Below are 23,900 nucleotides of genomic sequence, written 5' to 3' on the forward strand. Positions count from 1 at the left end.
TTTCACACCCGATAAACCGCAACCCGATTGCACCATCGTTCCTTGTATTCGCGATCCGCCCTGCCGAACGAATAACGCAGCGGCTTGCCCTGTGCCCGTGCCTGCTCCCAGGCTTCCTGGGTATTGACGAAGCTGAGTACGCTGCCGGGGCTGAATGCACGGTTCTGCGGATCGACCCCGCCATTGATGTATTCCAGGCTGACCCATTGTGGCGCTTCGACCCTGTACAGCACCTGAACCGCCACCGGTTCGTCGCCGAGGTAGATCAGCGAGCCGGTCATGAACTCGCGCAGCAGGCTGAAGACTTCGGCCAGATGGGCCTTGCCTGGCACCTCGAAGCCCCAGCGGCGCTCGAACAGTTGCGTGTAGATACGCGCCTGCTCACGGGCATCGAGCGACAGCATCGGGCGGATAACGCCACCCGCCTCTTCCAGCAGGCGCTGCTCGCGACGCTGGTTGTAGCGAAACTTCTTGCCGTAGGCCTCGGGCTCTCGCGCCAGCGCCAGGCCTTCGACCTGTTCACGCAGGCCGGGAATGTTCTCGGCATGCAGTTGGGACAGGTAATCGGCACGGTGGCGCAGATGGATACGCGCGTCGGGCGCGACCGGCAGGATGACCTCCGCGTTGCCCAGGTCGAACAGCGCACGCTTGCCCCGGGCTTTCAATACCGCCTTGGACAACGCCAGGTGACGCCCCCAGGCCGGCAGCGCCGCCTTCAGCTCTGCGCCCTCGAACCAGCCCAGGTAACGCACCGGCACCCCGGCCAGGCCAGCCAGGCGCTCGACGACCTGGGGATGGGTGACGACGCTGCCACCGAAGCGCTGCCAGGCCTGGGCATAGGTATTGCCGTCGACAGGCGTCCAGCCCCGCTCGCGCCAGGCTCGCAGATGGCTGAGCATCAGGCCTCCGGCTCCGCCTTGTCCTCATCCTTGAACTGGTGGGCATGCAAGCGGGCGTAATGTCCGCCCTGGGCCAGCAGTTCGGCATGGCTGCCGCGCTCGACGATACGTCCCTGATCCATCACCAGGATCAGGTCGGCTTTCTCGATGGTGCTCAGGCGATGGGCGATGACCAGGGTCGTGCGGCCTTTCATCACCTCATCCAGGGCAGCCTGGATGTGCCGCTCGGACTCGGTGTCGAGCGCCGAAGTCGCCTCGTCGAGGATCAGCAACGGTGCATTCTTCAGCAGCGCACGGGCAATCGCCAGGCGCTGGCGCTGGCCACCGGAGAGCAGCACGCCGTTTTCGCCGACCATGGTCTCGTAGCCCTGCGGCAGCTTGTCGATGAACTCTGCGGCGTAGGCTGCCTGAGCCGCGCTACGTACCTCGTCGAGAGCCACCCCGGCCAGGTCGCCGTAGGCGATGTTGTTGCGTACGCTATCGTTGAACAGGGTGACGTGCTGGGTCACCAGGGCGATGTGGCGACGCAGGTTGCGCAGGCTGTAGCGGCGGATTTCCAGGCCATCGAGCAAAATCTGCCCGGTTTCGTGGTGGTAGAAACGCGGGATCAGGTTGGCCAGGGTCGACTTGCCGCTGCCTGAGCGCCCGACCAGCGCGACCATCTGCCCCGGCTCGGCAACGAAGGAAATATCCTCGAGTACCGCCTTCTCGGCGCCCTTGTAGGTGAAGCTGAGGTCACGCACTTCGAGGCGCCCGGATATCCGCTCCAGCACCTCGTCGCCAGAATCCGTCTCCGGCGCCTCATCCAACTGCTCGAAGATGCTCTCGGCACCGGCCACCCCGCGCTGAATGGTCGAACTGACTTCGGAAAGCTGGCGGATCGGCTTCGGCAACAGGCCGGCCATGGTGATGTAAGCGACCAGTTCGCCGGCCGACGAATCGCCACGCATGAACAGCACGAGGAACATCAGCACCGCCATGGCGCTGTAAATCACCAGTTGCAGCATCGGCGTGTAGACCGCCGAGGTCTTGGTCATCTGCAACTGCTTGAGCGTGTTGCCAGCGCTGGCCTCGAGGAAGCGCCGCTGTTCGTAGGGCTCGCCACCGAAACTGCGCACCACCCGATAGCCCTGGATGGTCTCCGACGCCACGTGGGTGACATCGCCCATGGCCACCTGGATCTTCTTGCTCTGCTTGCGGAACTTGCGGCTGGCGCTGCTGACCATCAGGGCGATCAGCGGCAGGATGGCGACCATCACCAGGGTCAGCTTCCAGTTCATCCACAGCAGGGTGCCGAACAGGAAGATCACCGTCATGCCTTCGCGGATCACCACCTTGATCGCATCGGTGGCGGCGCCGGTGACCATGGTCACGTTGAAGGTGATACGCGAGATCAGGTGCCCCGAGTTGTGCTCGTCGAAATAACGATTGGGCAGCGTCAACAGGTTGTTGAACAACGCCACGCGCAGGTCGTGCACCAGACCGAGCGATACCCGCGCCAGAAAGTAGTTGCCCAAATACGAACCGATGCCCTGCCAGACGGCGATCATCACGATCAGCAACGGCACCGCCTCGACCAGGTGCAGATGCGCAAGCCAGGGCACGTCGGGAAACAGTGGCGCGCTCGGGTCGGACAAGCCGTCGACGAAGTACTTGAGGATGTAGCCGAACATCGGCTGGGTCGAAGAGAAGATCAGAAAGCCGACGATGCTGATGACGAACAAGCCGATGTAGGGGCGCACGTACCCCAGCAGGCGCAGGTAGATTTTCAGGCTGGACGGTTGCTTATCGGTCGTCATTCGCTCGGTCTGATGGTGGCAGAAAAGGCGCAGAGCTTAGCACAGGCAAGGCTTCCACTTAGCGGCCAATGCTTTAAGATGCCGCCCCTGGAAAAACCATAAAGGCCGCCACGTGCAAGCTACCCAACCCTCCATTTTCACTCGGCAAGCGGCCGCTTCCCGGTCAGCCCTGATACTCGAATACTGGATCATGGCGGGTATGCTGGTCCTGCTTTGCGGATTGTTCTGGAGCACGGGGGGCAGCCAATACACCAAGCTCTATTACGCGTTCATCGCCTTGCCGGCACTACTCAGCCTGTTTGTCGCGCCGCAGGCGTTCGCCAATCTGCTGCGCCAGCCCGCCATCGTCCTGTTCCTGCTGTTTTGCGCATGGTTGCTGGCCAGCCTGTGCTGGACAGGCAGCGACGACGCCCCTGGCAGCCTGGCGAAGCGACCGTTCTACGTGCTGGCCCTGTTCGTCGGCTGCGCCTTTCTCGCCCAACGCCCGACGCCGCGACTCTGGCAGACAGTACGACTGGGCTCGATGGCCGGCTCGCTCGGCGCGCTCGCCTGCCTGGTGCAGTTCCTGCTGCTGAGCGAACCGCAGGAACGCCTGATAGGTACCGGTGCCTTCAGCAATCCGCTACTCACCTCTCATGTCCTCGGTTTCTTCTGTACCTTTTGGCTGGCCACCTGGCTGACCCGTGGCGAAAAACACGATTGGCTACCCATCGTACTCGCGCTCCCCTTGTTCGCCGCTCTCGTCGCCACCGGGTCGCGCACCCCGCTGGTCGGCCTCGCAGCCGTCTGTGTATTCATGCTCTGGCACGCCCCGCGGCGAGCCTGCCTGCTGAACGCGGTCATGCTGGCCGGTGTCGCAGCAAGCCTGTTGCTGCTGCCGGACCTCCTGCTGCAACGCGGCGTCTCGTTCCGCCCCCAACTCTGGAGCGAGGCGCTGCGCCAGGCAGGCCAGCACCTCTGGCTGGGCTATGGCTACGGCAGTGACTTCCTGCTCAAGATCGCCGAACTCCCCTACCCACTCAGAGACCCGCACAACGTCGAACTGCGCGTCTTGCTCGAGCTTGGCCTGGTCGGCCTGGCCTTGTGGGCAATGCTCTACCTCGCGGCGTTCCTGCGTTGCATTGGCGATCGCCAGCAGCAGCCGGTGCAGGTCGCCTCGGCCCTGGTCATCTATGGGCTGGGGGCCGGCCTGACCGAGGGCAGCAACTACCTGGCTCGCCCCAACGAAAGCTGGTTTCTGATCTGGATTCCGCTGGCATTGCTGGTCGCCCTGACAATTCGCCACGACAAGGCGGCATCATGACGCCGATCAATGCGGCGCAATTGCAGGCGTTGCTCGACGGTTCGACGACCATCGAGGCCGATGGCCTGGGTCTCAAGGTCGCTCGCCTCGGCGATGGCAGCTTCCTCAAGCTCTACCGGCGCAAGCGCCTGATCTCCTCGGCCCTGTGGTCGCCACCGGCCAGGCGTTTCGCAGACAACGCCGCGCATCTGACACGCCTGGGCATAGCCGCCCCGGAGATTCTCGATCTATTGCTGATCGGCGAGTTGCACCTGAATGGCGTGCGCTACCAACCATTGCCGGGCGAAACCCTGCGCAACCGTTGGCGAACGCTGGAGGCAAGCGTTCGTGAAAGGGAAGTCGAGGCGTTCGGGCGATTCCTGGCGGGCCTGCATGAATCAGGCGTGTATTTTCGCTCGCTGCATCTCGGTAACGTGCTCCACCTGCCGGATGGCCGTCTTGGATTGATCGATCTGTCGGACATGAGGATCGACAAAGGCCCGCTCAACCGCTTCAAGCGGAGCCGCAATCTCAAGCACATCCTGCGTTACCGGGAAGATAGCGGCTGGCTGCTCGACGAACACCGCACAGCCTGGTTGCGCGGTTATACCGCAGGAAGCGGCAGTGCCGCCGGCAAGCTCATCGGGCACAAACTGGAAACGATAAACAGAAAGCGCCAGGCCTCTTGAAAACCCGCCCACGCCTGCGGCGCGTCGGCGAGATCACGAACACGGCGTGATTCTCATCGACCGGCAATGCCACCCGTTCCACCGCTCTCTCGGCGCCGGCCACCAGCAGTTCAGCGTTATTCTTCATGGCTGCCCGGGCTGCAGATGCCCATGCGCTTGCAGGCGTTGCAGCAGATAGGGAAAGAACGGGTTGGCCGTGACCCGCTGCAACGCCTCCATGTTGACCAGCAGTACCCCCCGTTCGCCACGTACCGACAACGCGCCAAGCTGCACGCCGAAACGCTCCCGTTCATCCGGATGCAAGCCATAGAGCGAATCGCTCATGGGAAACGGCAGGGCGACGTGGGAAAGGGAAAACACTTCGTGCGGGAAGGCCTGGTCCAGCGGCACGACCTGCTCGTCATCGCTGCCCGCCTCGGTCACCCGGGCGACACCCTGTTCGCTGGCGAGCGAGGCGTTGCCGACCACGATGCTGCGATAGCGACGCGGCGGCGTCGGCAGCAGCGCCGCAGGCGAGCGGGAACCCGCACCGAGCAGCGCCTCGAAGCCCAAGGAACGGTTGAGGTCGAACAGCACCAACTCGCTGCCATTGTCCGGCAGGTGGGCGTACAACGCCTCGATCACCGCCGGGGTACTGACCGTGTAGTCCACCAGGGACTGGAAGGTTTGCAGCGGCGGCAACTGCGCCAACCTGCCGGCCTCGGCATCGCGGGCCAGTTGCGCCTGCAACTCGCTGGTGAGCAGGTAGGACTGCCGGGCGGCGTTGAGCGGGAAGGAGTTGTACTTGAACGGGTTGTACTCGGGCAGCACATCCATCCACGCCGCCTTGGCGAAGGCCGGGAAGATCGCCGGCAGGCCGGCCAGCCCGGCGAAACGGGCATAGCTGGTAACGCCGATCATCGGCGAAATCAGGGTCAGGTGGCTGGCCCGGGGCAGGCTCGGATCGCCGAGAGCGTCCAGGCTGTACTTGAGCGCCAAGCCGCCGCCCGCCGAGTAGCCCACCAGGTGCAGCGGCAACCCGTCCGGCACACGCCGCCGCGCCTCGCGAATCGCCAGGCGCGTGGCCGCCAGCCACTGCTGCCATTTGACATTGGTGAGACTGCCGGGGACCGTGCCGTGGCCTGGCAGGCGCAGGCCGATCACCAGGAAACCGGCATCCTGATAGGCCCTGGCGATATGGCGCAGGCTGTAGGGCGAGTCGGTCAGGCCATGCAGCAATACCACGGCGCCGCGTGGCACGCCCGGCGGTTCGAGCAGGTAGGAGCGATTCCAGTCATGGCTCAACTTGAGTGGATTGCTCGGGCTGCCCTCGAAGTAGCGGTTGCCTGGTATCCGCTCCGCCTCGTTGACATGGGCATAGACCTCGGCGGGCAACGCGTCGAACAGTGCCTGCTCGGCCTGCAGATAGCGCGGCCAGTCGGCGCCATCCAGTTGCGCGACACTGAGCTCGTGGGGGACGAAGGTGTGCCATGGCTGCAGGTCCGGCTTGCCCTGGGCATCGTAGACACGCACGGCAAAGAAGGTCGCGGCGACCACCGCCACGACCAGCGACCCAACTTTCAGCAATCCCGTCATTACGCCCTCCTCGTCACGAAGCGTCGATCATAACGGCATTCGCGGCTGGGCCGCCTCATGGCATAACCTCCCATCGGCGAACTTACGCGGGTCGTCGCGCTTCGGTTACAGAGGGCGATTGCAGCCGAACCTTGGCGTAACTGGATCAAGGCCAACGACTGTGTCGGCGCGCTTGTCGTAACCGCCCTTTAATAATTGCGCGACTGCCGGGAAGCAGGCGCACTGCACTCACGCTGCATCTTGAGTCGTCTGACCTGAAGCCTTGTAGAAGCGAATGCGGGAGTACACAGAGTAGAGATAAATGATGATCCCGCCCTGGATTGCCATCGATACAAAGTTCGACGATCCGTAGTACGCCAACGTGTAAGACTGAGCCAGCAACATTATGGCGGCGCATCTAGCGAACACTGATCTAGAAGACATGGCCTCAATCAAGGAAATCGCAAAACACACAACGGCAGCGAAGACTAGTGACCCGACAAATCCAAAATTCAGAAACGCCTCAGACATGAAGTACATCCCCATGTTGGCACCTACAGACGTCACTTCGTCAGGCAAAATGTCCATTGCAAACGTAGAACTAACTGTTGCGCCTCCTAGCCCTACCAACCTGCCAATAGAACCAAGGTAACTATTCTTCTCTAGAATGTCAGGGTTCGCGACGGACAGAAGCAGAGTATAAAACTCGTTTTCCTCATGCTTGCCAAGCATGCCCATGATATTTGCGTAATTCATGGAAAGCTCTGATCGAACCACGCCGATTACGACAAATGCGCTAAATGCCAGAACGCCGTATATGGCGAGAGGGGAAACCTTGACTTTTTTGTATTCGGAAATTTTACATACGAAGACAATCAAGCAGCCAAGAACCACACCCCGAAATCCAAATAAAAAAATGCTTGCCATGCAGAAAAAAAGCAGCAACACGAACGCCTTTCCTACAATGCTTGATGAGATGTTTTTGAAATCAAGAATAGTGATATAGGCAAGGATTGTTGCGAGTTCCAGGAACGGAATTCCGGATGCTAGCGGACCATAGGCAAACTTTCCTAAAGGCAGATACTTATAGTCAATCAACAGGAAGGCCAATAGCAGCGCTATGCCGCACAGCGAGAATATGTTACGTGCGCCAACCCTATCTGATGAGAATATCTTTAGCTCGCACTGCGCTCTAGAAAACACAAATAGAGACAGACTTGCCACAAACAGAAAGCAAAGCGTAAGGAGAAATGCGGTTTTGGCGCTTTTCTCATCATAGAAGTCCGCTCGCCAAGCATCGGCCTCATAGCCGGCCGCAAACATCTTCAAGAACACAATCAAAGCGAACAAGGTATTGATCGCAAGAAATGCGAAAGATATCCAAGACTTTCTTTTCAACAGGCGTATCGTAACGAGCGATGCGAGCGGAAGGACAAGAACTGCAAGTGAGTTTTCGGCTGAAGAAAACAGCATCGTAAAACATGCTGCCGTTATTATCGAGCACGCTATGATTGTCGCAGAGATTGCTCTTCCATGGGTTGTGACTTTCATTATCGGCGCTCTAGCGTCAATCGTTTCATAAACCCTATCATTTTACATCAAACCTAAATTAGTGCTAGAGCGCATAGAGGATTACATCCTGGCATTTTCATGCGCCAGTCGATGCCGCTCTGGCTTTGGAGAACTCTGTGGGCAGGTAGGCCAAACCCAAGGACAAGGCCTACACGCTCATGGACACCTGTTCTTGTACGTCGCCGAAGTCCTAGCATTTCCGATAATAAAGCGCTCGCCTGAAACTGAACAATCGAATGGCGACCTCCGTTCAGCCGGCAGCCGCAGGTGCCTTGGCTCCCGGACCTTGTTTTGCCCCCGGCACGCCACCATCTGCTGGGGATCACGAGGAGCCTGCCATGACCGATCCCCTGCTGATTCCCTGCCCGAGTTGCGCCGGGCTCAATCGCATTGCCCATGAACGCCTGGGCGATGCCCCGCACTGCGGGCGCTGCAAGCACGAGTTGCTGTCGCGCACGCCATTCGAGCTGAACCAGGCGAGCTTCGCCCAGCAGATCAAGGGCGGCCTGCCGCTGCTGGTGGATGTCTGGGCCGAGTGGTGCGGTCCATGCCGGGCGTTCGCCCCGGTGTTCCAGCAAGCCGCCGCGCACCTTCACGGGCGCTGCCGCCTGGCCAAGCTGGACAGCGAAGCCAATCGGGGGCTTGCCACGCAGTTGGGCATTCGCTCGATCCCCAGCCTCATCCTGTTCCGCGATGGCGAGGAAGTCGCACGCCAGAGCGGCGCCCTGCCACTGCCTCGGCTACTGGAGTGGCTGCGCATCCACGATGTATGAAAACAGGTACGGACCAGACCGTGTGAAAACGTAGCGAGCGAAGGTCAAGCAAGGCAAAAAACGGCGAAAAAGCGCAGTTTACGCGTTGTAAATGAGCATTTTGAGCTGTTTTTTAACGCCGCATGACCGAGCGCAGTAGTTTTCACACCGTCTGGGACGTGCGGCCTTGCCGCAAGTCAAAAGGCGGTCTATCTAAAGGGGTCAGCATAAAACCCCGGTATCGGCATCGTGCCGTGCAGGATGCCCATGCGCAGAGGGGACATAACAATGATCCGCCACATCCTTATTGCCCATGATCTGCGCAGCAGCGCCGATCTTGCCCTGCGCCGCGCCGCCCAGCTCGCGCGCCAGCACGACGCCCGGCTGACCCTGCTTCACGTCTTCGCCAGCAACCTCAGCCGGGCCCAGGAAGACGAAGCCCACCAGACGCTCGACAAGGCCCTGACCCGCCATGCACCAGCCGGCAGCGAGCTGCGCCTGGCCCATGGCAAGCCCGCCGACGTGGTCTTGGAGCAGGTGCAGGCACTGGGCGCCGACCTGCTGGTGCTCGGCGCCCAGCAGCAGCGCCATGAACAGTTCTCCGGCACCAGCCTCGACCGCATCGCCCGCCTGTGCAGCGTGCCGCTGCTGCTGGTCTCCCGCGACAACGACCAGCCGTATCGCCGCGCGGTCGCCGCCCTGGACTTCTCGCTGTGCGCCTGCACCGCCGTACATCGCGCCTGCGAGCTGCTGCCGGTCGAGGCCACGCTGCATGCGCTGCACGTATTCGAAGCCTTGAAAGACCTGGGCAGCGAAGAAAGCCAATTGCAGACCCAACACGCCCTGATCGACCAGTTGATCGAAGATGAAAGCCGCAACTGGCCCAGTGGCAGCCCGACCCTGACCTACGAGATCCAGAGCGGCAGCGGTATCGCCCGTGGCCTGCAGGAGAGCATCAGCCAGCGCGACGCCGAGTTGCTGGTGCTCGGCTGCCACGGCCGCAGCGCGCTGTCCCAGGCGCTGCTCGGCAGCCTCGCCCAGCATTTCCTGCACAAGGCGCCGTGCGACGTATTCGTCGTACGCTAGGGCAGCGGCAAGCTGCCAGTAAAAGCAGAGACCTGGCAAGCGGGCCCTTGCTTGCCGCCTGAAGCGTGCAGTTGTCCTCAGGCTTCCAGCAGATCGTGCAACTCGACGAATTGCTGGGTCAGCTTGTGGCTGCGGTCGAAGAAGATCAGCGGCACGCAGGCCTGGTGCGACTCGCGCATGCGCACCGAGCTCATCAGGTTGACCGGCAATACCGGCAGGCCCTCGGCGACCAGTTCGTCGAGCAACTGCTGCGGCAGGGTCGCGCGCGGCTGGAACTGGTTGACCACGATACCCTCGACTTCCAGCCCCTCGTTGTGGTCCTCCTTCAACTCCTCGATCTCGCGCAGCAGGCCGTACAGGGCATTGCGCGAGAAACTGTCGCAGTCGAAGGGAATCAGCACGCGATCCGCGGCGATCAAGGCCGAGACCGTATAGAAGTTCAATGCTGGCGGCGTATCCAGGTAGATGCGCTCGTAATCCTCGGCAAGCTCGTCGAGCAGTTTGCGCAGTTTGTTGATCTTGTGCTTCTGCTCGAGCTTGGGCTGCAGGTCGGCAAGGTCGGCGGTAGCGGTGATCACGTGCAGGTTGTCGTAGGGCGTCTCGTAGATGTCCACCTTGCCCTTGCGGAACGACGGGCTGGCCAGGGTCTGGCGAAAGAACTCGGCGATACCGAGCGGAATGTCTTCGCCGGTCAGGCCGGTCAGGTAGTGGGATGAGTTGGCCTGGGCATCCAGGTCGATCAGCAGGGTCCGGTAACCCTGAGACGCGCTGACCGCCGCCAGGTTGCAGGCGATGCTGGACTTGCCGACCCCGCCTTTCTGGTTGAACACCACACGTCGCATGTCACACCCCCCGATCCGAAAATGTCGAAGGAGTGTACGACAGGGAGAGGCATTCGACATCGACTGGCGAAAACCAGGGCAAAGCAGGCCGGGCGCGGTGCGTCAATAGCTCCGATGTGCAAGGCCTGCCGTACGGGTATTTGTGTCAAGATTTGCGCACACCACATCGGGTCTGGATAATGCTCGCTCCTCGCCATGGCCCCATCGACTGGGGCGTAGCAGTCGACAAGGAAGCCCGAAGGTTGCCACGTGATACATTTCAATATCGAAACATGGCGCGCCTGGGCTCCTGAGCGGGATGGCACGGACGACTGGAGCGCCTGGAGCCGTTCACCCGCCGCCATTGCCGACCAGGGCCAGCAGCCTGATGTCAGCTTCCTTCCGGCCATGCAGCGCCGCCGCCTCAGCCGCCTGGCACGCATGACTTTCCAGGTCGCCTGGCCGATCGCCGAAGCCAACCCGCCGATGCCCCTGGTGTTCGTCAGCCGCCATGGCGAGACGCCGCGTACCCTGGCGATCCTCGAAGACCTGGCCCGCGACGAACCGCTGTCGCCGACCCAGTTCAGCCTCTCGGTGCACAACGCCATCATCGGCCTGTGGTCGATCCAGCGTGGCGACACCAGCGAGATGACCGCCATCGCCGGCGAGTTCGACGGCCTGGAACAAGGTATGCTCGAAGCCGCCACGCTGCTCGGCGAGGGCGCGCCACGGGTGTTGCTGGTGATCGCCGAAGAAACCCCGCCGGCGCTCTACGCACCGTTCATCGATGACGTGCCGTTTCCCTATGCGCTGGCGCTGCTGCTGACCCCTGGCAGCGACTGGCACCTGGAGCTGGGCACCGCCACCGGCCAACGCGCCGAGTGGCCACACGCACTCAATCTGGTCCGCGCGCTCTGCGGTGAGCAGAGTGTCCTGTACCACCACTGGAAAAGCCGTCAATGGATCTGGTCACACAAGGCCTGAGCAATCACAGTGCGCCCTACTGGTGGCGCCTGATCGCAACCGCGCTGAGCTTCGGCCTGTTCGGCGCGGGCGGCGTATTGCTGCGCCTGGTGGTGTTTCCCCTGCTGTCCCTGATGCCCGGCGACGCCCTTGTGCGCCGCACCCGGGCCAGACGGGTGGTCAGCCGTACCTTCCATTGGTTCGTGCAGTTCATGTACCGCAGCGGCGTGCTCACCTATGAGGTCGAGGGCGCCGAACGCCTGGGGCGCCCCGGGCAACTGGTGATCGCCAACCACCCGTCGCTGATCGACGTGGTGGTGCTGATCGCCTTCATCCGCGACAGCAACTGCGTGGTCAAGCAGAGCCTGTGGGACAATCCCTGCATGCGCGGGCCAATCCGTGCCTCCGGCTACATCAGCAACAGCGGCAGCATCGACATGCTCGAAGAAGCCGCCCAGGCCCTGGAAAGTGGCCAGACCCTGATCGTGTTTCCCGAAGGCACGCGCACTAAACCGGGCACGACGCCCGAGTTCCACCGTGGCGCCGCGGCCATCGCCGTGCGTGGCGCCACGGTGGTGACCCCGGTCGTGATCAGCGTTACACCGACCACCCTGACCAAGGCCGAACCCTGGTACAGCATTCCGTCGCGCCGCTTCCACTTTCGCCTGCGGGTCGGCGAGGATATCGACCCCGGGCAATTCACCGCGCAGGCGCCATTGCCCATTGCCTCGCGCCGACTCAATGAACACCTGCATCAACACTTCATCAAGGAGCTCGCAACAGATGAGCGATCTGCACCTGGACATTAAGAACCTGATAATCGATTCCCTCGGCCTCGAAGACATGACCGCCGAGGACATCGCCGACGACCTGACCCTGTTCGGCGACGGCCTGGGCCTCGACTCGGTGGATGCCCTGGAACTGGGCCTGGCGATTCAGAAGCGCTTCGGCATCAAGATCGATGCCGAGTCGAAAGACACGCGCCAGCATTTCGCCAATGTGGCCACTCTGGCAGCATTCGTCGCTTCCAAGCAGGCCGCCTGAGGACGCCATTCCATGCAAACCCGTGAAGATATTTTCGCTACCCTGCAAGGCGCTCTGGTCGAACTGTTCGAACTCGACATCGAGCGCGTCAAGCCCGAGGCCAATCTCTACGAAGACCTGGAGATCGACAGCATCGACGCCGTCGACCTGATCGACCACATCAAGCGCCAGACTGGCAGGAAGATCTCCGCCGAGGACTTCAAGGCCGTGCGCACCGTCAACGACGTGGTCGAGGCCGTGTTCCGCGTGGTCAACGCCCCCGCTCCGACCTGACCGATGAAGCGCCTGCTGGGACTGATCCTGGTGGTGGCCGGCGTGCTCTACCCGTTCGCCGTGTATTTCGGCCTCGGCCACCTGTCGCCCCGCCAGTTCGCCCTGCTGCTGGGTGGCCTGTGGATCGCCCGCACGCTGAGCGACTGGCGCAAGCCCGGCAGCCTGTGGATGGCGGGCCTGGCCCTGGTCTTCTGCCTGACTCTCGGACTGGTCGACGAACCGGCGCTGCTGCGCTGGTATCCGGTGCTGCTCAACGCCATGCTACTGGCCGTGTTCGGCCTCAGCCTGAAATTCGGCACGCCGCTGGTCGAGCGCCTGGCACGCCTCAGCGAGCCCGACCTGTCCGACGCAGGCGTGCGCTATACACGCCGCGTGACCCAGGTCTGGGTCGGCTTCTTTCTCGCCAACGGCCTGGTGGTGACCGCCCTCAACCTGTGGGCGCCGCTGAGCTGGTGGACCCTTTATACGGGGCTGATCGCCTATGTGCTGATCGGCCTGTTGTTCGCCGGCGAATGGCTGGTGCGCCAACGCGTGCGGAGGTACGCATGAGCTGGATCGGCCTGGATGCCATCCTTGAAAAAGCCCGTCCCGAGCGGGTCGTCGCGGTAGAGCCGGTGCTCGATCACGGCCAGTTGCAGGCACGCGCACTGCGGGTCGCCGGTGCCTTCAAGGCACGCGGCATCGAGCGGGTCGCGCTGCACCTGGAAGACACCGCCGAGCTGGCGATCGCCTTGCTCGGCGCCTGGCGCGCGGGCGTCGAAGTGTTGCTGCCGGCCGATGCCCAGGCGCAGACGCGCAAGCGCCTGGCCGAGCATTGCCAGCTATGGCTCGATGACCTGAATGGCTTCGACGGCGAGCCGCTGACGCCCGCCGTCCTCGACCTCGATGCCTGCCGCCTGACCCTGAGCACGTCCGGCTCCAGCGGCGCGGCCAAGCTGATCGGCAAGAGCCTGCGCCAGTTGGCCAATGAAGTGCAGGCACTGGAGAACCTCTGGGGCGAGGCTCTGGATGACAGCCTGATCCTCGGCAGCGTCGCCGCGCAACACATCTACGGCCTGCTGTTCCGCGTGTTGTGGCCCTTGTCTGCCGGCCGGCCCTTCGTGCGCCGCGCCCTGCCGTTCCCGGAAGACCTGCAGCGCGAAAGCCTCGAACTCAGCATCACCGGCAGCTTTGCCTGGATCGCCAGCCCAGCCCTGCTCAAGCGTATGGGCGACAACCTCGACTGGTCGGCCTTGTCCCAGGTACGGCAGATATTTTCCTCGGGCGGCGCCTTGCCAGCAGAAGCCACCGAACGCCTGCATGAACGGCTTGGCCAATTGCCGACAGAAATCTACGGCAGCTCGGAAACCGGCGGCATCGCCTGGCGCCAGGGCGGCGAGCACTGGCAACCGTTCGCCGACGTCAGGCTGAGCCTCAACGATGAAGGCGCGCTGCGCCTGACTTCGCCCTACCTGCCGAGCGGCCATGTCGAGCAGACCGCCGATGCCGCGCAGATCGACGCCGACGGCCGTTTCATCCTGCGCGGCCGCCTCGACCGCATCGTCAAGCTGGAGGAAAAGCGCATCGCCCTGCCCGCTCTGGAACAGGCCTTGGTCAGCCATACCTGGGTCGACGATGCGCGCCTGGGCATGGTCGAGCAAGGTCGTGCCTTCCTCGGCGCCCTGGTCGCCCTGAGCCCGGCGGGCCTGCATGCGCTGCGCAACCAGGGCCGGCGTACCGTCACCAAAGCCCTGCGCGCGCACCTGGCCGGCCAATGCGAGGCGATCGCCCTGCCGCGCCGCTGGCGCCTGCTCAAGCAGTTGCCCTACAACGCCCAGGGCAAGCTGGCGCAAGCCACGGTGGACAGCCTGATCCAGGCCGAACGGCCAACCCGCGCCGAACCGCTCGACCCGCGCCGGCAAGACAATGGCGAGTGGCTGTTCGAGCTTGAGGTGCCGCTGGACCTCGCCCACTTCACCGGCCACTTCCCGCAGACGCCCGTGCTGCCGGGCGTGGTCCAGGTCGGCTGGGCCCAGCAACTGGCGGGCGAGCTGATTCCCGACCTGCCGCCGCGCTTCAGCGGCATGGAAGTGCTGAAGTTCCAGCAACTGGTACGCCCTGGCGACCGCCTGCAGGTCTCGCTGCGTTTCGATGCGGAAAAAGGCAAGCTCTACTTCGCCTACCGCAACGGCGAGCAAGCCTGCTCCTCCGGGCGCATCCTGCTGAGTGCAGCAGCGGCCGATGCATAGGCCCTGCGCGGTGATCCCGGTGTACAACCACGAGCACGCGCTGCCCGTGGTGGTCGACGCCTTGCGCGCCAGCGGGCTGCCCTGCGTGCTGGTCGACGATGCCTCGACGGCCGCCTGCGCCAGGGTCATCGATCAGCTCGCCGAGCGCGAGGACGTGTACCTGGTGCGCCTGCCCGTCAACCAGGGCAAGGGCGGCGCAGTCATGGCCGGGTTGCGCGAGGCCCTGCGCCTGGGCTTCAGCCACGCCCTGCAAGTGGATGCCGATGGCCAGCACGACCTGCACGACGTCGAGACCTTCCTGGCCACCTCGCGGCAGTATCCACAGGCGCTGGTCTGCGGTTATCCACAGTACGACGAGAGCGTGCCGAAAAGCCGCCTGTACGCCCGCTACCTGACCCACGTCTGGGTCTGGATCAACAGCCTGTCGCTGCACATCCGCGATGCCATGTGCGGTTTCCGCGTCTACCCGCTGCCGGCCACGGTGGCGTTGATCGATACGACCCGGCTCGGCAGGCGCATGGACTTCGACCCGGAAATCCTCGTGCGCCTGGCCTGGCGCAACCAACCGATGCAGTGGCTGCCGACCCAGGTGCACTACCCGCTCGATGGCCTGTCGCATTTCCGCCTGTTCCACGACAACGCGCTGATCTCGAAGATGCACGCCAAGCTGTTCTTCGGCATGCTCGTGCGCTCGCCGCTGATCCTCTGGCGCCGAGGTCGTGGATGAACGAACGCGGCAGCACCAGCCACTGGGCCGCCCAGGGCGAACGCGGCAGCTACTTGCTGATGAAGTTCACCGCCGTGGCCGCGCGCCTGCTTGGCCGCCGCCTGCTCAGCCCGCTGCTGTACGGCATCGTCCTGTACTTCTTTATCTTCGGCGCGCGGGCGCGGCGCAGCATCCACGAGTACCAGCGCAACCTGGCGACCTGGAGCGGCCGGCCCGAACTGGCGCCGAGCCGGCGCCGGGTGTTTCGCCAGTTCATGAGTTTCGCCGACACCCTGCTCGACAAGCTCGACGTGTGGAACGGCAGGATCGGCCTGCAACACATCATCCTTGAGGACCCGCAGGACCTGCGCGGGCAGATCCGCAGCCAGGCACGCGGGCAGATGGTGGTCGGCGCGCACCTGGGCAACCTCGAGGTCTGCCGCGCCCTCGCCGAGATGGGCAAGCACGTGCAGATGAACGTGCTGGTGCATACCAAGCATGCCGAGCAGTTCAACCGCCTGCTCGGCGAGTCCGGCGCCACCCACATGCGCCTGATCCAGGTCAGCGAACTGGACGCGGCGATCATGCTGCAATTGTCCCAGCGCCTGGACCGTGGCGAGTGGCTGGCCATCGCCGGCGACCGCGTGCCTCTGCGCGGCGTACGCAGCAGCCGCGTGGACTTCCTCGGTCACCCGGCGGCATTCCCGCAAGGCCCCTGGTTGCTCGCCGGCCTGCTGCAATGCCCGGTCAACCTGCTCAATTGCCTGAAGATCGACGGCCGCTATCACGTGATCCTCGAAGCGTTCACCGAACGCGTCGAATGGAAGCGCAACAATCGCGAGGCGGTGATCGAGCACTGGATTCGACAGTACGCCGAACGCCTGGGCCAACGTTGCCTGGACGCTCCCCTGCAATGGTTCAACTTCTATCCGTTCTGGAATCGACATGACTGACTCCATCGTTTTTGGCGAAGCCCACCTCAGCATCGAGCAGGTCGTGGCGCTGTCCCGGCGCGCTGCCAGCGCCAGCCTGCAGAATGACGCGGCCTACCGCGAGAAGATCGCCAAGGGCGCGCGCTTCCTCGATACCCTGCTGGACAAGGAAGGCGTGATCTACGGCGTCACCACCGGTTATGGCGACTCCTGCGTGGTCGCCGTGCCGCTGCATCAGGTCGAGGCGCTGCCCAGGCACCTGTTCACCTTCCACGGCTGTGGCCTGGGCAAGTTGCTCGACGCACCGAGCACCCGGGCCGTGCTGGCCGCCCGCTTGCAGTCGCTGTGCCATGGCGTTTCCGGCGTGCGCGTGGAACTGCTGGAACGCCTCCAGGCGTTCATCGACCACGACGTACTGCCGCTGATCCCGGAAGAAGGCTCGGTCGGCGCCAGCGGCGACCTGACCCCGCTGTCCTACGTCGCCGCCACGCTCAGCGGCGAGCGCGACGTGCTGTACAAGGGCGAGCGTCGCAGTGCCGCCGAGGTGCATGAGGAACTCGGCTGGACGCCGCTGACCCTGCGCCCGAAAGAAGCCCTGGCGCTGATGAACGGCACCGCGGTGATGACCGCCCTGGCCTGCCTGGCCTACTCGCGCGCCGACTACCTGCTGAAACTGGCGACGCGCATCACCGCGCTCAACGTGGTCGCCCTGGAAGGCAACCCGGAGCATTTCGACGAGCGCCTGTTCGCCGCCAAGCCGCATCCGGGGCAGACCCAGGTCGCCGCCTGGATTCGCCAGGACCTGGCCGTCGAAGCGCCACTGCCGCCGCTGCACCGCCTGCAGGACCGCTACTCGATCCGCTGCGCGCCGCACGTGCTCGGCGTACTGGCCGACAGCCTGGGCCTGCTGCGCCAGTTCATCGAGACCGAACTGAACAGCGCCAACGACAACCCGCTGTTCGACGCCGAAACCGAACGCACCCTGCACGGCGGTCACTTCTACGGCGGGCATATCGCCTTCGCCATGGACAGCCTGAAGAACCTGGTCGGCAACGTCGCCGACCTGCTCGACCGCCAGCTCGCGCTGTTGGTCGACAGCCGCTACAACCACGGCCTGCCGAGCAACCTCTCCGGCGCCCCGGCCGCGACGGCGATGATCAACCATGGCTTCAAGGCCGTGCAGATCGGCGCCAGCGCCTGGACCGCCGAAGCGCTGAAGAACACCCTGCCGGCCAGCGTGTTCTCGCGCTCCACCGAGTGCCACAACCAGGACAAGGTGAGCATGGGCACCATCGCCGCCCGCGACGCCCTGCGCAGCCTGGAACTGACCGAGCAGGTCGCCGCCGCCACCCTGATCGCCGCCAACCAGGGCGTGTGGCTGCGCGAACGCGCCGGCAAGCGCGACATCCCGGCGCCACTGGCGGCGATGCGCGAGCAACTGGCTGCAGACTTCCCGCCGGTGATCGAAGACCGTGCCCTGGAGCGCGAGCTGCGCCTGTGCCTGGAGCGGATTCGGGCGCAGCACTGGACACTGTATGTTTGAGGCATTGCTGAAAAGCGCCACGGAGCCCTCCTGCCATGCGTAGCCAAGGCATCGTCCACGCCGAGATCGAAATCCTCGTGCCGTTCTTCGACGTCGACATGATGGAAATCGTCTGGCACGGCCACTACGTCAAGTATTTCGAGCAGGCCCGCTGCGCCCTGCTCGACAAGCTCGGCCACAACTACGCGCAGATGCGTGACAGTGGCTATGCCTGGCCGGTGATCGACCTGCAATTACGCTATGTCCGGGCCGCGCAGTTCGGCCAGCGTATCCGCGTGCGCGCCGATCTGGTCGAGTGGGAAAACCGCCTCAAGATCAACTACCTGATCAGCGATGCCAGCAGCGGCGAACGCATGACCCGCGGCAGCAGCGTGCAGGTCGCCGTGGCAATCGCCAGCCGGGAAATGCAGTTCGCTTCGCCCAAGGTATTCACCGACATCGTGCAGAGGTTCCTGCCGTGAAACGCTCGTTCAGCACGGCCATGGCCGTCGTCCTGGCTTGCCTCGCACCGCTGGCGCAGGCCTTCGACATCGACCAGCTCAGTCAGCAGTTGGGCAAGCCCGAGGTCGTGCGCGGCAGCTTCATCCAGGAAAAGCACCTGCGCGCCATGCCGCAGCCGCTGACCAGCCGCGGCCACTTCGTCCTGGCCCGCGAACACGGCCTGCTCTGGCTGCTGGAAAAACCGCTGCAACAGGACTATCGCATCGACGGCAAGGGCATCGCCCGGCGCAGCGAGCAAGGCTGGCAGTTCGTCGCCCAGCAAAGCGCCACGGCCCAGCAGAATCGCCTGTTCCTCGCCGTGCTCAAGGGCGACAGCAGCGGCCTGCGCGAAGACTTCGAGCTGAGCCTCAGCGGCAGCGCGGACAATTGGCAGCTCGACCTGACGCCACGCGGCGTGCTGCTCAAGCAGGTGTTCAGCACGATCCACATCAGCGGCGGTAGCCTGGTCCAGCGTATCGAGCTGAACGAAGTGCAGGGCGACCGCAGCGTACTGACGCTGCAGAACGCCAGCGCCGACCAGCCCTTGAACGAAGCGGAACAGAATGACTTCCAGGATTGAATACTGGGGTCCGCGGCTGTTCCCGCTGGCCCTGTTGCTGCTCGTCGCCCTGGCCGCCTGGCAATGGCGGGACGGCCCGCCGGTATCGGCCAACCTGCTCGAACTGGTGCCCAGCGCTGCGCCCGATGCGCTGGAGCAGCAGGCCGAACAGCGCATACAGGAGCCGCTCAACCGCGAGCTGCTGGTGTTGATCCAGCATCCGGATCGCCAACAGGCGATGAGCCTGGCCAGGCAATTGGGCCAGCGCTGGCGCGAGGCGGGGCTGTTCGAGAAGGTCCAGTGGGATTTGCAATCGGACCTGCCAAGTCTGCGTCGCCAGTTACAGGACCAGCGTTTGGCATTGCTGCCTAGCGCCGATGCCCAACTGCTTCTCGAACAGCCAGGACGCTTCATCGAACGCCGGGCCCAGGATTTGTTCGATCCGTTTCGCGGCGAAGGCGTGGTCGCGACTGCCGACGACCTGCTGGGCCTCAGCACACTGATTGAAAAAAACCTGCCCCATGTACACAACGTGCAGGTCGACCTCAGCGGCGCCTTGATTGCCGAAAGCCAGGGCGAGACCTGGGCGATGCTGCGCGCCCGCACCACCGCCGACGCCTTCGACGGCAACCTGCCGCTGGCCGTCGATGCGCTGGTCGCCCAGGCCCGCGAGGAGGTCACGGCCAAGGGCGGGCAACTGCTCGCCAGCAGCGGCCTGCTCTACTCCGCCCATGGCCAGCGCCAGGCCACCAGCGAAATCGGCCTGATGGGCAGTATCGCCAGCGCCGGCGCACTGCTGCTGATGCTGGTGGTATTCCGCCGCTTTCGCGTGCTGCTGGCCTTCATTCCCGCCGGCATCGGCGTGCTGGCCGGCCTGACCGCCTGCGTCGCGGTGTTCGGCCACATTCACGTGATGACGCTGGTGCTTGGCTCCAGCCTGATCGGCGTGGCCATCGACTACCCGCTGCACCTGCTGTCGAAAAGCTGGACCCTGCAACCCTGGAACAACTGGAAAGCCCTGCACGCCACGCTGATCGGCCTGACCCTGGGCCTGGCGACCAATGTCATCGGCTACCTGGCGCTGGCGTTCACGCCGTTCCCAGCGTTGACCCAGGTGGCGATCTTTTCCTCGGCCGGCCTGATCGGCTCTTACCTATGTTCGGTGTGCCTGCTGCCGGCACTGATGGGCAAGGTCGAGATAAAACCCTGGCATCCGCCCCATGCCCTGGCCGAACGCATGCTCGCCTGGCGCGAGGCCCTGCTCGAACGGGTCTCGACGCCCTGGCTGCTGCTCCTGTTCATGCTGTTCTGCATCGCCGGCATCGCCCAGCTCTCGCACAAGGACGACCTGCGCCAGTGGGCCAGCGTGCCACCGCACCTGCTCGAACAGTCGCAGCAGGTCGGCAAGATCGTCGGCATGCAACCGACCAGCCAGTTCTTCCTGGTCCGCGCCGCCGACGAGAATCAGTTGTTGAGTCGGCAACTGCTGCTGAGCCAGCGCCTGGACAAACTGGTGGCCGACGGCAAGCTGAAGAGCTACCTGGCCCTGAGCCAACTAGCCGCACCGGTCGCTCGCCAGGACGCCCTGCGCCAGGCCCTGTCGCGACTGCCCACTGTGAGCCAGCCGCTGACCGACCTCGGCCTGCCACAACAGGCCATCGAGCAGGAAGTGATGCGCCTGCAGGCCTTGCCTTCGCTGAATATCGAACAGGTTCTCGCCGGCCCATTGGGCGAACCCTGGCGGACGCTCTGGCTAGGGCGCACCGCGGATGGCCAGGTCGCCGGCCTGATCAGCCTGCAGGGCCTGAGCAACAGTGACCTGCTCGCCGCCCAGGCCGAAGGGCTCGACGGGGTGAAACTGGTCGACCGCCTGGGCGAACTCAACCGCCTGTTCGCCGCGACCCAGGTCAGCGCCGCCGAACTCAAGCTGGCCTCCTGCGTGCTGATCTTCGTGGTGCTCTGGGTGTCCTTCGGCGCCCGTGGCGCGACCCGCGTACTGGCCGTGTCGCTGCTCGCGGCCCTGGCCAGCCTGGCCAGCCTGGGCTGGCTCGGCCAACCGCTGACCCTGTTCAGCCTGTTCGGCCTGCTGCTGGTCACCGCCATTGGCGTGGACTACGCGATCCTCATGCATGAACGGGTCGGCGGCGCCGCCACCAGCCTGCTCGGTACACTGCTCTCGGCCCTCACCACCTGGCTGTCGTTCGGCCTGCTGGCCATGTCCAGTACCCCGGCGGTGAGCAATTTCGGCCTGACCATCAGTATCGGCCTGGCCTTCAGTTTCCTGCTCGCCCCCTGGGCGGGAAGTGCGCACAAAGGGGAGCGCCAGCCATGACTGTGATCCTGTTCTGGCTGCTGGCCCTGGCCAGTTACATGCTGCTGGCGATCATTGGCGGGCGGCGTTTGATCCCCATCGTCGGCCAATTGCTGGTCGCCAGCCTGGCCGTTCCGGCGCTGCTGCTCGGCTGGTTCGAACCCCACACCGGGTTGACCGCCCAGGCGCTGCTCGCGCCGGTATGGGTCGGCACCCTCTACAACTTCTGCTTCGCCCTGTTGCTCGGCTACATCCTCAGCGATGTGATCGACATGCAGGTCAGCAGCGACTGCCTGAAGATCGCCCTGCCGAGCTTCCTGGTGCCGCTGCTGGTCGGCCTGGCCTGTGCCCTGTGGCTGCTGCCGGGCGAGCACCCGTGGTTGAGCGCGGTGGGCATCGGCCTGCTGTTCTCGATCACCGCGATCCCGGTGCTGTACCTGTTCCTGCAAAGCATCGGCTACCCGGCCGAGGCGACCAAGCGCCTGCTGCACGCGGCGATCCTCATGGACTTCATGTGCTGGACCCTGTTCGGCCTGGCCCAGGGTACAGCCAACCCGGCCGCCTTGCTGTGGCCGCTGGCGGCCTCGCTGCTGCCGCTGCTGCTACACAAGCTGCTCGGCCTGCGTCACGGCCTGTTCTACAGCCTGCCGTTCTTCGTCCTGATGCTGGTGTTCCAGCACTTCAAGCTCAACGCCCTGGTCTTCGGCATCGGCTACATGCTGTGCCTGGCGTGGCTCAAACAGCCGTTCAATCTGCCCTTGCCGGAAAAGCAGTGGAAACGCCTGCTCAACGGCCTGGCCGTGCCATTGATCCTCACCTGCGGCGTTTTGCGCGTCGATTTCCACGGCGTCGGCGAGCACTATTCCTGGCTCTACCTCGGCACCCTGCTGGTGTTGCCGGTGGTCAGCAAGGTCCTCGGCAGTTGGCTCGGCCTGCACTGGGCCGCGCCTCGGCAAAGCCAGCGCATCAAGTGGCGCGAAAGCCTGCTGCTGAACATTCGCGGGCTGACCGAGATCGTCTTCCTCAACCTGCTGCTGCAATTGCAACTGATCGATTCGCTGGTCTATTTCAGCCTGCTGCTGATGAGCCTGTTTTCCACTCTGCTGCCCGCCGTGCTGGGCCGCCACCAATCTTCCGCGAGCGAGGGAAAGAACCGTTATGAAGCCTCTTGAAGTCGAACAACGTCGCGTCGTCGTCATCGGTGCCGGCCCGTCCGGCGCCATCGCCGCCGCCCTGCTCAAGCGCAACGGCCATGACGTGCTGGTGCTCGAGCGCCAGCAATTCCCGCGTTTCTCCATTGGCGAAAGCCTGCTCTCGCATTGTCTGGATTTCGTCGAAGAAGCCGGCATGCTCGACGCGGTGCAAGCGGCCGGCTTCCAGATCAAGCACGGCGCGGCTTTCGCCTGGAAGGAGCGCTACACCGAGATCGACTTCCGCGAGAAATTCACCGACGGCAAGGACACCACCTTCCAGGTCCAGCGCGCCGCCTTCGACAAGCTGCTGGCCGACGAAGCCGCACGCCAGGGCGTGGAAATCCGCTACGAGGAAGAAATCGTCGCCGCCGACTTCTCGCAGGCCCGTCCGCGCCTGAGCGTGCGCCGCCTGGCCGATGATCAGCGCTACGACGTCGAGTGCGACTTCGTCCTCGACGGCAGCGGCTACGGTCGCGTGCTGCCGCGCCTGCTCGACCTGGAGCAGCCGTCCGATTTCCCGGTACGCCGCGCGGTGTTCACCCACATCGAAGACCGCATCGACCCGGCCAGCGGCTTCAACCGCGAGAAAATCCTCATCACCACCCATCCCGAGTTCCGCGACGTGTGGTTCTGGAGCATTCCGTTCAGCAATGGCCGCTGCTCCCTCGGCGTGGTCGCCGACGCCAATCGCTACCAAGGCCGTGGCGACGACCTGGACGCCGTGCTCAAGCAATTCGTCGCGGAAACGCCAAGCCTGGCCCGCGTCCTGGACAACGCCGTGTGGGACACCCCGGCGCGCGAGATCAAAGGCTACTCGGCCAACGTCAAGCGCCTGTACGGCCCGGGCTTCGCCCTGCTCGGCAACGCCGCCGAATTCCTCGACCCGGTGTTCTCCTCCGGCGTGACCATCGCCATGCGTTCGGCGAGCATGGCCGCCGGCCTGCTCGACCGCCAGTTGAACGGCGAAACGGTGGACTGGGAAAACCAGTTCTCCGAGCCGCTCAAGCGTGGCGTGGACACCTTCCGCGTGTACGTCGAGGGCTGGTACGAAGGCGCCTTCCAGGACGTCATCTATTACGACAAGTCATCGCCCGACATTCGCGCCATGATCAGCTCGATCCTCGCCGGCTACGCCTGGGACCTGAACAACCCCTACGTCGCCGAGCCGCGCCGGCGCCTGCGCGTACTGGCCGAAATCTGCACCACGGAGTGAG

The 23,900-nt window shown here is 64.1% G+C and carries 23 protein-coding genes; 18 read left to right on the forward strand and 5 right to left on the reverse strand.

What is annotated here, in order from left to right:
- Positions 1-2: 2 nt before the first annotated feature.
- Positions 3-899, reverse strand: coding sequence for a GNAT family N-acetyltransferase (locus tag ACSZPK_RS12880; protein WP_437881862.1), 897 nt, complete (start codon positions 897-899; stop codon positions 3-5).
- A complete protein-coding gene (gene msbA, locus ACSZPK_RS12885) occupies positions 899-2,698 on the reverse strand; it encodes a lipid A export permease/ATP-binding protein MsbA (RefSeq protein WP_437881863.1) in 1,800 nt (599 codons plus the stop codon). The genes ACSZPK_RS12880 and msbA overlap by 1 nt, the downstream gene beginning before the upstream one ends.
- A 199-nt stretch (positions 2,699-2,897) precedes the next feature.
- Between msbA and ACSZPK_RS12890 the strand changes: the two genes are divergently transcribed.
- On the forward strand, positions 2,898-4,001 hold the full coding sequence (locus ACSZPK_RS12890) for an O-antigen ligase family protein (RefSeq protein ID WP_437881864.1): 1,104 nt from the start codon (positions 2,898-2,900) through the stop codon (positions 3,999-4,001).
- Positions 3,998-4,669 carry a phosphotransferase gene (locus ACSZPK_RS12895; protein WP_437881865.1) on the forward strand — a complete coding sequence of 224 codons (672 nt, stop codon included), beginning with the start codon at positions 3,998-4,000 and terminating at the stop codon, positions 4,667-4,669. Before ACSZPK_RS12890 ends, ACSZPK_RS12895 begins: the two co-directional genes overlap by 4 nt.
- A 123-nt stretch (positions 4,670-4,792) precedes the next feature.
- Here ACSZPK_RS12895 and ACSZPK_RS12900 read toward each other — a convergent pair whose 3' ends face one another.
- Positions 4,793-6,244: an alpha/beta hydrolase gene (locus tag ACSZPK_RS12900; protein ID WP_437881866.1), complete on the reverse strand. Its 1,452-nt coding sequence runs from the start codon at positions 6,242-6,244 to the stop codon at positions 4,793-4,795.
- Between the two features lie 228 nt (positions 6,245-6,472).
- On the reverse strand, positions 6,473-7,774 hold the full coding sequence (locus ACSZPK_RS12905) for a hypothetical protein (RefSeq protein ID WP_437881867.1): 1,302 nt from the start codon (positions 7,772-7,774) through the stop codon (positions 6,473-6,475).
- A gap of 359 nt (positions 7,775-8,133) precedes the next feature.
- Here ACSZPK_RS12905 and trxC point away from each other — a divergent pair, with 359 nt between their 5' ends.
- Both trxC and ACSZPK_RS12915 read left to right on the forward strand, forming a co-directional pair.
- Positions 8,134-8,568: a thioredoxin TrxC gene (gene trxC, locus ACSZPK_RS12910; protein WP_437881868.1), complete on the forward strand. Its 435-nt coding sequence runs from the start codon at positions 8,134-8,136 to the stop codon at positions 8,566-8,568.
- Positions 8,569-8,835: 267 nt separating this feature from the next.
- On the forward strand, positions 8,836-9,633 hold the full coding sequence (locus tag ACSZPK_RS12915) for a universal stress protein (RefSeq protein ID WP_437881869.1): 798 nt from the start codon (positions 8,836-8,838) through the stop codon (positions 9,631-9,633).
- A gap of 77 nt (positions 9,634-9,710) precedes the next feature.
- Here the strand turns inward: ACSZPK_RS12915 and ACSZPK_RS12920 are convergent, their stop codons facing one another.
- Positions 9,711-10,475 carry a ParA family protein gene (locus ACSZPK_RS12920; protein WP_437881870.1) on the reverse strand — a complete coding sequence of 255 codons (765 nt, stop codon included), beginning with the start codon at positions 10,473-10,475 and terminating at the stop codon, positions 9,711-9,713.
- 249 nt (positions 10,476-10,724) lie between these two features.
- Here ACSZPK_RS12920 and ACSZPK_RS12925 point away from each other — a divergent pair, with 249 nt between their 5' ends.
- The 14 genes from ACSZPK_RS12925 to ACSZPK_RS12990 are packed head-to-tail and all read left to right on the forward strand — an operon-like array spanning position 10,725 to position 23,899.
- Positions 10,725-11,438 (forward strand): beta-ketoacyl synthase chain length factor, encoded by a 714-nt coding sequence (locus ACSZPK_RS12925; RefSeq protein WP_437881871.1) that lies wholly within the window; start codon positions 10,725-10,727, stop codon positions 11,436-11,438.
- On the forward strand, positions 11,414-12,226 hold the full coding sequence (locus ACSZPK_RS12930) for a lysophospholipid acyltransferase family protein (protein WP_437881872.1): 813 nt from the start codon (positions 11,414-11,416) through the stop codon (positions 12,224-12,226). Before ACSZPK_RS12925 ends, ACSZPK_RS12930 begins: the two co-directional genes overlap by 25 nt.
- Positions 12,201-12,461, forward strand: coding sequence for a phosphopantetheine-binding protein (locus ACSZPK_RS12935; protein WP_437881873.1), 261 nt, complete (start codon positions 12,201-12,203; stop codon positions 12,459-12,461). Before ACSZPK_RS12930 ends, ACSZPK_RS12935 begins: the two co-directional genes overlap by 26 nt.
- A 12-nt stretch (positions 12,462-12,473) precedes the next feature.
- Positions 12,474-12,734 (forward strand): acyl carrier protein, encoded by a 261-nt coding sequence (locus tag ACSZPK_RS12940; RefSeq protein ID WP_437881874.1) that lies wholly within the window; start codon positions 12,474-12,476, stop codon positions 12,732-12,734.
- A gap of 3 nt (positions 12,735-12,737) precedes the next feature.
- A complete protein-coding gene (locus ACSZPK_RS12945; RefSeq protein ID WP_437881875.1) occupies positions 12,738-13,283 on the forward strand; it encodes a hypothetical protein in 546 nt (181 codons plus the stop codon).
- Positions 13,280-14,962 carry an AMP-binding protein gene (locus ACSZPK_RS12950; protein WP_437881876.1) on the forward strand — a complete coding sequence of 561 codons (1,683 nt, stop codon included), beginning with the start codon at positions 13,280-13,282 and terminating at the stop codon, positions 14,960-14,962. The genes ACSZPK_RS12945 and ACSZPK_RS12950 overlap by 4 nt, the downstream gene beginning before the upstream one ends.
- Complete coding sequence (locus tag ACSZPK_RS12955; RefSeq protein ID WP_437881877.1) at positions 14,955-15,689, forward strand: glycosyltransferase family 2 protein; 735 nt, start codon at positions 14,955-14,957, stop codon at positions 15,687-15,689. The genes ACSZPK_RS12950 and ACSZPK_RS12955 overlap by 8 nt, the downstream gene beginning before the upstream one ends.
- The gene (locus ACSZPK_RS12960) at positions 15,686-16,621 is read left to right on the forward strand and encodes an LpxL/LpxP family acyltransferase (RefSeq protein WP_437881878.1); all 936 of its coding nucleotides are present in this window, start codon (positions 15,686-15,688) and stop codon (positions 16,619-16,621) included. The genes ACSZPK_RS12955 and ACSZPK_RS12960 overlap by 4 nt, the downstream gene beginning before the upstream one ends.
- Positions 16,614-18,143, forward strand: coding sequence for an HAL/PAL/TAL family ammonia-lyase (locus ACSZPK_RS12965; RefSeq protein WP_437881879.1), 1,530 nt, complete (start codon positions 16,614-16,616; stop codon positions 18,141-18,143). Before ACSZPK_RS12960 ends, ACSZPK_RS12965 begins: the two co-directional genes overlap by 8 nt.
- A 35-nt stretch (positions 18,144-18,178) precedes the next feature.
- A complete protein-coding gene (locus tag ACSZPK_RS12970) occupies positions 18,179-18,604 on the forward strand; it encodes an acyl-CoA thioesterase (RefSeq protein WP_437881880.1) in 426 nt (141 codons plus the stop codon).
- Between the two features lie 20 nt (positions 18,605-18,624).
- Positions 18,625-19,203, forward strand: coding sequence for an outer membrane lipoprotein carrier protein LolA (locus tag ACSZPK_RS12975; RefSeq protein WP_437882012.1), 579 nt, complete (start codon positions 18,625-18,627; stop codon positions 19,201-19,203).
- Positions 19,187-21,514, forward strand: coding sequence for an MMPL family transporter (locus ACSZPK_RS12980; RefSeq protein ID WP_437881881.1), 2,328 nt, complete (start codon positions 19,187-19,189; stop codon positions 21,512-21,514). The genes ACSZPK_RS12975 and ACSZPK_RS12980 overlap by 17 nt, the downstream gene beginning before the upstream one ends.
- Positions 21,511-22,665 carry a sodium:proton antiporter gene (locus ACSZPK_RS12985; protein ID WP_437881882.1) on the forward strand — a complete coding sequence of 385 codons (1,155 nt, stop codon included), beginning with the start codon at positions 21,511-21,513 and terminating at the stop codon, positions 22,663-22,665. The genes ACSZPK_RS12980 and ACSZPK_RS12985 overlap by 4 nt, the downstream gene beginning before the upstream one ends.
- Positions 22,652-23,899: an NAD(P)/FAD-dependent oxidoreductase gene (locus tag ACSZPK_RS12990; RefSeq protein WP_437881883.1), complete on the forward strand. Its 1,248-nt coding sequence runs from the start codon at positions 22,652-22,654 to the stop codon at positions 23,897-23,899. The genes ACSZPK_RS12985 and ACSZPK_RS12990 overlap by 14 nt, the downstream gene beginning before the upstream one ends.
- The last annotated feature ends 1 nt before the right edge of the window (position 23,900 follow it).

Origin of the sequence: Pseudomonas sp. LRF_L74, from assembly GCF_965644255.1 — a bacterium.
Classification (GTDB): domain Bacteria; phylum Pseudomonadota; class Gammaproteobacteria; order Pseudomonadales; family Pseudomonadaceae; genus Aquipseudomonas.

Coding starts and splice junctions, on each gene's coding strand:
- ACSZPK_RS12985 (WP_437881882.1), top strand. CDS start 21,511: ATGACTGTGATCCTGTTCTGGCTGCTGGCCCTGGCCAGTTACATGCTG.
- ACSZPK_RS12880 (WP_437881862.1), bottom strand. CDS start 899: ATGCTCAGCCATCTGCGAGCCTGGCGCGAGCGGGGCTGGACGCCTGTC.
- ACSZPK_RS12975 (WP_437882012.1), top strand. CDS start 18,625: ATGGCCGTCGTCCTGGCTTGCCTCGCACCGCTGGCGCAGGCCTTCGAC.
- ACSZPK_RS12970 (WP_437881880.1), top strand. CDS start 18,179: ATGCGTAGCCAAGGCATCGTCCACGCCGAGATCGAAATCCTCGTGCCG.
- ACSZPK_RS12915 (WP_437881869.1), top strand. CDS start 8,836: ATGATCCGCCACATCCTTATTGCCCATGATCTGCGCAGCAGCGCCGAT.
- ACSZPK_RS12955 (WP_437881877.1), top strand. CDS start 14,955: ATGCATAGGCCCTGCGCGGTGATCCCGGTGTACAACCACGAGCACGCG.
- ACSZPK_RS12965 (WP_437881879.1), top strand. CDS start 16,614: ATGACTGACTCCATCGTTTTTGGCGAAGCCCACCTCAGCATCGAGCAG.
- ACSZPK_RS12935 (WP_437881873.1), top strand. CDS start 12,201: ATGAGCGATCTGCACCTGGACATTAAGAACCTGATAATCGATTCCCTC.
- ACSZPK_RS12930 (WP_437881872.1), top strand. CDS start 11,414: ATGGATCTGGTCACACAAGGCCTGAGCAATCACAGTGCGCCCTACTGG.
- ACSZPK_RS12905 (WP_437881867.1), bottom strand. CDS start 7,774: ATGAAAGTCACAACCCATGGAAGAGCAATCTCTGCGACAATCATAGCG.
- ACSZPK_RS12940 (WP_437881874.1), top strand. CDS start 12,474: ATGCAAACCCGTGAAGATATTTTCGCTACCCTGCAAGGCGCTCTGGTC.
- ACSZPK_RS12990 (WP_437881883.1), top strand. CDS start 22,652: ATGAAGCCTCTTGAAGTCGAACAACGTCGCGTCGTCGTCATCGGTGCC.
- ACSZPK_RS12980 (WP_437881881.1), top strand. CDS start 19,187: ATGACTTCCAGGATTGAATACTGGGGTCCGCGGCTGTTCCCGCTGGCC.
- ACSZPK_RS12945 (WP_437881875.1), top strand. CDS start 12,738: ATGAAGCGCCTGCTGGGACTGATCCTGGTGGTGGCCGGCGTGCTCTAC.
- ACSZPK_RS12920 (WP_437881870.1), bottom strand. CDS start 10,475: ATGCGACGTGTGGTGTTCAACCAGAAAGGCGGGGTCGGCAAGTCCAGC.
- ACSZPK_RS12895 (WP_437881865.1), top strand. CDS start 3,998: ATGACGCCGATCAATGCGGCGCAATTGCAGGCGTTGCTCGACGGTTCG.
- msbA (WP_437881863.1), bottom strand. CDS start 2,698: ATGACGACCGATAAGCAACCGTCCAGCCTGAAAATCTACCTGCGCCTG.
- ACSZPK_RS12890 (WP_437881864.1), top strand. CDS start 2,898: ATGCTGGTCCTGCTTTGCGGATTGTTCTGGAGCACGGGGGGCAGCCAA.
- ACSZPK_RS12950 (WP_437881876.1), top strand. CDS start 13,280: ATGAGCTGGATCGGCCTGGATGCCATCCTTGAAAAAGCCCGTCCCGAG.
- trxC (WP_437881868.1), top strand. CDS start 8,134: ATGACCGATCCCCTGCTGATTCCCTGCCCGAGTTGCGCCGGGCTCAAT.
- ACSZPK_RS12960 (WP_437881878.1), top strand. CDS start 15,686: ATGAACGAACGCGGCAGCACCAGCCACTGGGCCGCCCAGGGCGAACGC.
- ACSZPK_RS12900 (WP_437881866.1), bottom strand. CDS start 6,244: ATGACGGGATTGCTGAAAGTTGGGTCGCTGGTCGTGGCGGTGGTCGCC.